8 protein-coding genes are annotated in these 9879 nt (G+C 47.5%); 6 read left to right on the top strand and 2 right to left on the bottom strand.

The features are described from left to right. Window positions 1–228: 228 nt before the first annotated feature. Window positions 229–1206: a 6-phosphofructokinase gene (gene pfkA / locus AB7038_RS11860; protein ID WP_032098022.1), complete on the bottom strand. Its 978-nt coding sequence runs from the start codon at window positions 1204–1206 to the stop codon at window positions 229–231. Between the two features lie 905 nt (window positions 1207–2111). On the opposite strand from pfkA, the gene AB7038_RS11855 reads away from it, so the two are divergent. After that, on the top strand, window positions 2112–4637 hold the full coding sequence (locus tag AB7038_RS11855) for an autotransporter outer membrane beta-barrel domain-containing protein (RefSeq protein ID WP_369453381.1): 2526 nt from the start codon (window positions 2112–2114) through the stop codon (window positions 4635–4637). 176 nt (window positions 4638–4813) lie between these two features. Here AB7038_RS11855 and AB7038_RS11850 read toward each other — a convergent pair whose 3' ends face one another. Further along, the gene (locus AB7038_RS11850; protein ID WP_108943633.1) at window positions 4814–5311 is read right to left on the bottom strand and encodes a Spy/CpxP family protein refolding chaperone; all 498 of its coding nucleotides are present in this window, start codon (window positions 5309–5311) and stop codon (window positions 4814–4816) included. Window positions 5312–5465: 154 nt separating this feature from the next. Between AB7038_RS11850 and cpxR the strand changes: the two genes are divergently transcribed. The 5 genes from cpxR to AB7038_RS11825 all read left to right on the top strand — a co-directional run bounded on the left by cpxR (window position 5466) and on the right by AB7038_RS11825 (window position 9866). After that, window positions 5466–6170: an envelope stress response regulator transcription factor CpxR gene (gene cpxR / locus AB7038_RS11845; RefSeq protein WP_369453380.1), complete on the top strand. Its 705-nt coding sequence runs from the start codon at window positions 5466–5468 to the stop codon at window positions 6168–6170. Further along, a complete protein-coding gene (gene cpxA, locus AB7038_RS11840) occupies window positions 6167–7537 on the top strand; it encodes an envelope stress sensor histidine kinase CpxA (protein WP_004236627.1) in 1371 nt (456 codons plus the stop codon). Before cpxR ends, cpxA begins: the two co-directional genes overlap by 4 nt. A 508-nt stretch (window positions 7538–8045) precedes the next feature. Beyond that, complete coding sequence (gene rfbA / locus AB7038_RS11835) at window positions 8046–8918, top strand: glucose-1-phosphate thymidylyltransferase RfbA (RefSeq protein WP_369453379.1); 873 nt, start codon at window positions 8046–8048, stop codon at window positions 8916–8918. Then, the gene (locus AB7038_RS11830) at window positions 8915–9322 is read left to right on the top strand and encodes a sugar 3,4-ketoisomerase (protein WP_195432588.1); all 408 of its coding nucleotides are present in this window, start codon (window positions 8915–8917) and stop codon (window positions 9320–9322) included. Before rfbA ends, AB7038_RS11830 begins: the two co-directional genes overlap by 4 nt. Then, on the top strand, window positions 9285–9866 hold the full coding sequence (locus AB7038_RS11825) for a GNAT family N-acetyltransferase (protein ID WP_369453378.1): 582 nt from the start codon (window positions 9285–9287) through the stop codon (window positions 9864–9866). Before AB7038_RS11830 ends, AB7038_RS11825 begins: the two co-directional genes overlap by 38 nt. The last annotated feature ends 13 nt before the right edge of the window (window positions 9867–9879 follow it).

Below are 9879 nucleotides of genomic sequence, written 5' to 3'. Positions count from 1 at the left end.
GGCGGCAAAGTGAGGGCATCCCCGGGAACATACACCAGTATGTGACCGGGGTGGACGAACGCAGCCAACGCGGCCACGGTCTCAAGGACAATTCGCGCAATCCTCTAAATCATTCAGTCTGTGGCAAGGCGGCAAAGTGAGGGCATCCCCGGGAACATACACCAGTATGTGACCGGGGTGGACGAACGCAGCCAACGCGGCCACAGGCTGAAGGATGACGAGGATTTTTTAGTAGAGTTTCTTCGCAGTCTCATACCAGTCTTTCTTAAACACCCGCTTCATATTCATCACCGCATCAATAATATCGTGATGAACCAGTTTTTCATTCTGGATACCGACACAACGGCCGCCGTAACCTTCCAGCAGTAACTGAATAGAATAAGCCCCCATGCGGGATGCGAGGATACGGTCATACGCCACCGGCGAGCCGCCGCGCTGAATATGGCCCAGCACCGTTGCTCGGGTTTCGTGATGTGTTGTCGCCTCTATCTGCCGCGCCAGCTCATACACATCGGTGACATGCTCGGTGATCGCCACAATCGCATGGCGTTTACCTTTATCAATCCCGGCTTTAATTTCTGCAATCAGTTCATCACTGCTGTATTCCACTTCATTCGGCGGCAGAACGATAAATTCACAGCCCCCGGCAATGGCAGCGGACAGCGTCAGGTCACCGCAATAGCGGCCCATCACTTCCACAATCGAGATACGTTTGTGGGAAGTCGAGGTATCACGCAGACGGTCAATAGCTTCAACCACGGTTTCCAGCGCGGTAAAATAGCCGATGGTGTAATCGGTTCCCGCCACGTCATTATCGATAGTGCCCGGAAGGCCAATACACGGGAAACCCGCTTCGGTCAGTTTTTTGGCACCGAGATAGGAACCGTCCCCGCCGATAACCACCAGCGCGTCGATACCGTTTTTGCGCATATTTTCAATCGCGGTTTCCCGCACTTTGTCATCACGGAATTCCGGGAAACGCGCCGACCCGAGGAAGGTACCGCCACGGTTGATCACATCAGAGACACTGAAGCGGTCGAGCTGTTTCATCCGGTTTTCATACAGCCCGAGATAGCCGTCATAAATCCCGATAACTTCCAGCCCTTCTGACAGCGCAGCGCGGACAACGCCGCGGATCGCGGCATTCATGCCCGGCGCATCACCGCCGCTTGTCAGCACACCGATTCGTTTGATCTTCTTGCTCATGATGACCTCTGATTTGCAGATGTAATATGTGTAAATCTGAAAAACCTGAGCGGCATGTTATCACGCTTCCCCGGTCAGGCTTCGGGAATTCACTGCTGTAACGCATTGCTGAATTGATTCACCTAATCCTATAGTAAGATAAGGTTTCGCCGGATGCACCTATCTTTGCGGATTTTTTTGTCATTTTGAGACACCGGAAACACCGGCCTGTCATAACCGCAGGATTACTCAGCATACCCGTTAAGGATACCCGAAAAACAGAAAATAATTAGCGGATATGAAACATTTTTTTCACAAATAATGCGTTACAGGGAAGAGAGGAGTAAAAAGCAGGGCCTGAAATAAAAAGCATATCCTGGAAAGAATATATATCCGGATTTACCGCACATTATGTAATTAACAAAAACAAACCGTAAACAATTATTTCATTACTCACATCGTGACATAAATAATGCAATAGAAATTTATATAATATTTTTTTGCAATTGTTGAATATTACTTATGGCATGATTTCAAAAATGAATATTTGCAATATTATGACACACTCAGTTAATATTTATCACATCATTGCTATTACTCATGTTACGGGTATATCCATTACCTCCGGTAAATCAAATATGGAATTTATATAGCAAATCAGACTCAAAAACAGACTACATCAGAATTTTATATCAGCCAAAGAAATAAAATAACCATCAGATTAGCTTCATTCATAATGTGTATTAAGATTCATTACCATCATGGAATATTAAAAAAATCACTTAAATATGCATTTTCACCCCCATTGATTAAACAAACCTTAAATAAGATACTCATCTCATAAATAAAATTCATTCCTTTTAAATTTACCATTTCCTTCTGACGAAATGGCTTTCGTTATATATACCGACACCAGGGAATAACTAATGAAAACAAAAAAGAAAATATTACACCTCGCTATTCTGTCTGTTATTTTCACCGCAGCGCCTTCATTGGTTATGGCAGAAACATTCTGTGGTGACAGAAGCAGTATCACTTACGGCGGAGGCTCAACACTGACCGGAGAACTCACCGCAGACCAGTGTTATGAGGTGGGTGCATGGGTTGTCGGCGATCCCACCGACTATGTCGGGATCGCCAAAGATCTGACCCTGCTCAGCGGCAGTAAACTCAGTGTACTCGGCCTGTTTGAGGATTCTCAGGTTCAGAACGGCGCTGAAGTCTGGATTGATAAAACAACCCATATTGCCGTAAATGGCTATGACACCGGTTTTCCGGCCACCGGCAACCGTATTGATATTCAGAGCGGCGGATTAATCCGTGTTCTGGACGGCGGTATATTAAAAAATTCCGTACTCAACGGCGGAACCGTTTATGTCAGTAATACCGGTAAAGCAGATGATCCGGGCCAGTCTGAAAATAATATCGTCAACAACGGCGGGAAGTTATTTATTTACCTGGGCGGAGAATCAACCGGAACACAGGTTAATGACGGCGGTTATGAATATGTCCAGCAGGATGGCAAATCCCTGAATACGGTCGTGAATAACGGCGGTGCCCAAATGCTGAGATCAGGGGGATTTGCTGACAGCACCATTATTAATGACGGCGGATTGCAACAACTGCACAACAGTGGGTTCGCAGATAATACGCTGGTAAATACCGGAGCCCGGCAATATGTTGTTGATAACTCCAAAGCAACCAATACAACGGTTGACGGCGGCCAGCAATATATTTTCCGTCAGGATGCAGCAGCCACTGCCGGTATTGCGGAGTTTAACCGGATAAAAAATGGCGGCGCCCAGATTATTAAAGGCGGCGGACAAGCCATTAATAACGAATTATATGACACCGCCGTACAAAGTATTTACGGCGGCTCCTCCGCGACAGATACCACACTGAATGATCGTGCCAAAAGCTGGCTGGCGGCCGGCGCACAACTCCTCGGCGTCACTACGGTTAATCAGCAGTCTCAGGTACAGCTGACTGCCGGTGCGGAAGACAGACTGGCGGCAGATGCCGGAGCTTATGCGGAAAATGTCATCTTATCCGGCCCGGACAGCACCCTGATGGTGATCACCGGTGATACCGGGAATGCCGCCTTTGCCGGTTCGCTCAGCGGGCAGGGTCAGGTCCGGTTTGTCGCACCGGTCAACGCCGGATACAGCCATCTGACCATTGATAATCTCTCCGGCAGCCAGACATTCTATATGAACACGGCCATTGCGGAGCAACAGGGTGATTACCTCACCATCCGTAACGGCAGTGGTGACCATACTCTGAATGTACAGGATTCCGGAGCTGAAATTACCCGTCCGGATGAATCACGTCTTGATTTAATTACTGACGAAAGCAGCAATGCGCAGTTCCGCCTGAGCGCTCTTGACGGTACCAATATCAATGCGGTGGACGGCGGTACTTATATGTACTCGCTCTATCAGCGTGATGAGCAGGACGGCAAAATCTGGTATCTGGCGGCTCAGAAAGATGAGCCGGGCGAGCCTGAAAAGCCGGTTCCGCCGGTTGTTCCGGACGATAAAACCACACCATCCACCGATGCGGTGTTATCCATGGCTGCCGCGCCGCAGCTGATTTTTAATCACGAACTCGACAATCTGCGGTTCCGCCGCGGCGAATTACGGGATAATCAGGGCGATGCGGGTGTCTGGGTACGTCTGACCGGCGACAGAACCCGCGCAGGCACCGGACACACACACTTTAAACTGAACCAGGCCGGTTTTGAGCTGGGTGCGGATAAATCCGTCCCGCTGGAAAACGGCAAATTATGGCTCGGCGTCTTTACCGGCTATAACGATGTCAAACTGAAGCATCAGCGCGGCGGCGAAAGCAGCATCGACAGTGTCACTGCCGGTGGTTACGCCACCTGGTTTTCAGATAACGGCTGGTATCTCGATGGTGTGCTGAAATATAACCATTTCAATAATGAGTTACGTGCGGTTTCCACCAACCGCAGCAGCATCCGCGGGGATTATTCACAGAATGCCTACGGCGCATCCGCAGAAGCCGGTTACTCCTTTGATCTGCCGGAAGCCTTCTGGGCTGAACCGTATGCCCGCCTGAGCTATATGCGTGCGGACAGCAAATCAGTTCACCTGAACAATAATATGCAGGCAAAACTGGATGCACAGCAGTCCCTGCAATCGGAACTCGGCCTGCACGCGGGTAAAGATTTCACCCTGGACAATCAGGTGATCATCACCCCTTATGCCACACTGGCCTGGCAGCATGAGTTTATCAGCAATAATGATGTGACTATTAACCAGCGCAATACGTTTGACACCGATTTCTCCGGTGACAGCCTGAAAGCAGGCGGCGGGTTAACGGTCCGTTTCACGCCGCAGATTCAGGCGTATGCGGAAATCGATTACCGCAAAGGCGACAAAACAGAATCGCCGCTGCACGGCAATATCGGCGTGCGCTACAACTTTTAATTTCCCGTTATAATTCAGTTACGGCGGCCGCAAGGCCGCTTTTTTACAGGCAAAAAAAAGCCCCTCGAGAGGGGCTGTAAAAGACAGGGATGGTGTCTATGGCAAGGAAAAACTTCTTGGGTGCTACTTAACGACTCTACTGACTTCACTACTCTGACAAATTACTACTGACAAATTCATTCCGGCATATTCTGCGCGGATGAGGCGGATGAGGTATGAATACTCTCCGGCTCAAAATTGGCATCCAGCTGCATTTTCTGCTCCGGGTTGAGTAACTGATACATCTGATGGTGAACCCGTATCATCTCAACCTGGTAATCCAGCCGCTTGCGCATCTCCTTTTCAAGCTGATTGCGTACTGCCGTTTCATCAAACTTTTCGGCCTTAACCAGCTCGTACAACGCAATATCATCTTCTGCAAGGTTACGGACATTCCGTAACTGGTCGCGGTAATTGTGCATCAGATCCCGCAACTGCATCCGTTGTTCTTCCGTTAACCGGATACCGGTCAACATAGAGGTATAACCATCTCCCCCTGATGTCGTTATACCTTTATACTGACTGTGACTCTGCACCGGGGCAACGCAGCTATCACTTTCTGAATCCTGCGCCAGTCCCGGCGCACTTTGCATCACAAACATTGACGCTAAAGTGATTGTTGCTATCTTACCCATAGTAACTCCTTAAACTTCTGAGTCTGCGTCACCTGACCCGTTGGAATTAACTATACGCACCCGGCTGCAAACATGCGTCAGAGCATGTAAAAGAACGTAAAGTCATGGAATAGAAACGTTTGTTGTCGTATTTTGCACGTGGAGGACGTGAATAATGAATAAAATACTGCTTGTTGATGATGACCGCGAATTAACCTCGCTGTTAAAAGAATTACTCGATATGGAAGGGTTCAACGTTGTCATTGCACATGACGGCGAGCAGGCACTGGCCCTCCTTGACGATTCCATAGACTTGTTATTGCTCGACATCATGATGCCGCGCAAAAACGGGATTGAAACCCTGAAAGAACTGCGCCAGAACTACCAGACGCCGGTGATTATGCTGACCGCACGCGGCAGTGACCTTGATCGTGTTCTGGGACTTGAACTGGGTGCGGATGACTATCTGCCGAAGCCGTTTAACGATCGCGAGCTGGTGGCGCGTATACGCGCGATTCTGCGCCGCTCCAACTGGAGTGAGCAACAGCAGCAGAGCGACAGCAGCAGTAACTCTTCCGTGGTGATGGTGGATAAACTCCAGCTCAACCCGGGCCGTCAGGAAGCCAGCTTCGGCGACGAAGTACTGGATCTGACCGGAACCGAGTTCACGCTGCTTTACCTGCTGGCACAGCACCTCGGCCAGGTGGTCAGCCGTGAACACCTAAGCCAGGAAGTGCTGGGTAAACGTCTGACACCGTTTGACCGCGCCATTGATATGCACATTTCCAACCTGCGCCGCAAATTACCGGAGCGCACAGACGGCCTGCCGTGGTTTAAAACCTTACGTGGCCGTGGTTACTTAATGGTATCTGCAACATGATAAGCAGCCTGACGGCACGGATTTTCGCCATCTTCTGGTTTACCCTGGCACTGGTGCTGTTACTGGTGCTGATGGTACCGAAACTCGACTCCCGGCAGCTGATGCCGCTCCAGGAGGCTGAGTACCGGCAGGGGATGATGCTGCAGCAACATATTGAATCTGATCTCGCGCAGGATCCGGCGAATGACCTGCTCTGGTGGCGGCGGCTGACCCGCGCCCTGGTAAAATGGACGCCGCCGGACAAGCGCCTGATTATTGTCACCACCGAAGGCCGGATCATCGGGCCTATCCGTAATGACTCCCAGGTCATCCGTAACTTTATGGGCCAGTCGGATAACACTGACAACCCGAAAAAGAAACGGTATGGCCGTATTGAGCTGCTCGGGCCGTTTGAAGTCCGCGACGGCGAAGACCGCTATCAGCTTTATCTGATCCGCCCGGCGAACACGGCACAGTCTGATTTTATCAACTTCCTGATTGACCGCCCGTTCCTGTTACTGGCAGCCACCATGTTGATCAGCACCCCGCTGCTGCTCTGGCTGGCGTGGAGTCTGGCAAAACCGGCACGAAAACTGAAAAACGCGGCGGATGATGTTGCCAAGGGTAACCTGCGCCAGCATCCGGAACTGGAAGCCGGCCCGCAGGAGTTCCTTGCGGCGGGTAACAGCTTTAACCAGATGATCAGCGCCCTTGAACGCATGGTGAACGCACAGCAGCGGCTGATATCCGATATCTCCCACGAACTGCGCACCCCGCTCACCCGGCTTCAGCTGGCTACAGCACTATTGCGCCGCCGCCACGGTGAAAGTAAAGAGCTGGAACGCATCGAGACAGAGACCCACCGCCTCGACGGTATGATCAATGACCTGCTTGTTCTCTCCCGCAGTCAGCACAAAAATGAGCTGCTGCGTCAGAACATCAAGGCCAATGAGCTGTGGGATGACATTCTCGACAACGCGAAGTTTGAGGCGGAACAGCGCCATAAAACGCTGGAAATCACCTCACCGCCGGGCCCGTGGACAATTTACTGCAACCCGTCCGCACTCGGCAGCGCATTTGAGAATATTGTCCGTAACGCCCTGCGTTACTCAAACCAGCATATTCAGGTCGCATTCAGTGCCGACACCAAAGGTATCAGCATTGTGGTCGATGATGATGGCCCGGGTGTCAGCCCGGAAGATCGCGAACATATCTTCCGTCCGTTCTACCGCACGGATGAAGCCCGCGACCGTGAATCCGGTGGCACCGGGTTGGGACTCGCGATTGTCAGCACCGCTATCAGCCAGCACAACGGTAAAGTCACCGCCAACGACAGCCCGCTCGGCGGACTTCGCCTGGAAATCTGGCTGCCGCTGCACCCGCGCTGATCCTCTCCATAGTTACCGGGGAATCAGCCCCGGTAACTATTCCTTCTTAAGCAGGAATTACCATTGCCATCAATATGATGCAATAAAACATTTCTGCTACGATTGTGCATGTACCGATTAGAAAAAGTAATAAACCAAAGCTCTGGCTTAAAGTAACACTTTTTCTGCTGTTAACACAAAAAAGACAGATTTAAAGAAAAAGATTGCCACATTAAACCGGATAAAGTTCGTTTAATGAAAGACTCGCGAGTGTTATCATGCTTGACCTGTTCGTGTAATCGGACTAGCCTTTGGCAGCAAATATAAACGGCGCTGATTGATTGGGTATAAATCACCTCCCAACTTATTGAAAAATCAGCCCTCTGTAACACACCACAACTCTTACTGACTCGATTCTTCAATAGAATCAGTGAGATAAACTCGCAATAGCGCACTCTGGGAGCGGTAACCCAGTGCGGTAGCTATGGCCGAAAGAATATAATCATTATATTAATCAACAAGGTTTTCTGTGAAAGGTATTATTTTAGCAGGCGGTTCAGGTACACGCTTATTTCCTATTACATTAGGAATCTCAAAACAATTATTACCTATTTATGATAAGCCGATGATTTATTATCCGCTTTCTGTACTAATGCTGGCGGGAATCCGGGAAGTATTAATTATCACAACACCGGAAGATCAATCCGGCTTTCAGCGTTTATTAGGTGACGGCAGTGATTTTGGCATCTCTCTGGAATATGCCGTACAACCAGAACCAGAAGGTCTCGCACAAGCCTTTATCATTGGTGAAGAGTTTATTGGTAACGATTCTGTATGTTTAGTACTCGGAGATAACATCTTCTGGGGACAAGGTTTCTCACCGAAACTGCTTAAAGCAGCTTCTTTAGAAGGAGGTGCGGTTGTCTTCGGTTATGAAGTACAGGACCCGGAACGGTTTGGTGTAGTCGAATTTGATGATCACTATAATGCTGTATCAATTGAAGAAAAACCGGTTAAACCGAAATCAAAATATGCTGTAACCGGTTTATACTTTTACGATAACGATGTTATTGAAATCGCTAAAAATATAAAACCGTCCGAGCGTGGTGAACTGGAAATTACAACGGTTAACCAAATTTACTTAAAAAACAATAAATTAAAAGTTGAATTGCTCGGGCGCGGGTTTGCCTGGTTAGACACCGGCACACACGACAGCCTGCTGGATGCAGCCAGTTTTGTTGAAACCATTGAAAAACGGCAGGGTTTTAAAGTTGCTTGCCTGGAAGAAATCGCTTACCGGCAGGGGTGGCTGACAGAAAAACAAGTATTAGATGCCGCTGAAAAATCAAAAAAGAATGGATACGGTCAGTATCTTTTTAAATTAATCGAGAATAAAGAATGAGCCTGATAAATTTAATCGAATTTAAAACGCTTGGAGATGATCGTGGCTCCCTGATTTCATTAGAACAGAATAAAAACATTCCTTTTGAAATAAAGCGTATCTATTATATTTTTGGCACAAAAGAGAATGTTTCCCGCGGATTTCATGCACACAGAAATCTGCAGCAAGTAGCCGTATGTCTCAGTGGCAGTTGCCGTTTTGTTTTAGATAATGGTGAAAAAAGAGAAGAGATTATTCTGAACTCACCCGATAAAGGGTTGTATATTAATAACTATATGTGGAGAGAAATGCATGATTTTTCTCCCGATTGTGTTTTGATTGTGCTGGCAAGTGATTTTTACTTAGAATCAGATTATATTCGAAATTATGATGATTTCCTCAAATCAAGTTCAATTGATAGATAATGGAAATTTAAAATATATGATACTGACATCGAAAAATACATATCTTAGGCTAGCAGAACCAAGTGATGCCGAATTTATAATTTCATTGCGAACAAATGAAAAGTATAACAAGCATTTATCACACACTGGCAGTGACATTACTGCACAAAAAAAATGGCTTGAATTATATAAACAACGAGAATATAAGAAAGAAGAGTTTTACTTTATAATAGAAAATGCCGACGGCACACCATGTGGTACAGTCAGAATATATGATATAGTAAACAATTCGTTTTGCTGGGGTAGTTGGATATTAAATGAAAATAAAAAAACTACTACAGCCATTGAAAGTGCTTTACTGATATATGATTTTGGCTTTAACAAAATGCATTATTCTCGCTCTCACTTTGACGTCAGAAAAGAAAATGAGATGGTGATTTCTTTTCATAAAAAAATGAATGCACATTTAATATCAGAGGATGAATTGAATTTTTACTTTGAAATATTTCCTGACGACATTATTTCGATAAAACAGAAATATAAAAAATTACTTCAACCTCAATAATAAAAAAGAGATA

Origin of the sequence: Morganella morganii (assembly GCF_041099235.1) — a bacterium.
In the GTDB taxonomy this organism is placed as follows: domain Bacteria; phylum Pseudomonadota; class Gammaproteobacteria; order Enterobacterales; family Enterobacteriaceae; genus Morganella; species Morganella morganii_E.
Note: the sequence above shows the minus strand (reverse complement) of the source record. Positions and strands in the feature narration are given on the sequence as shown.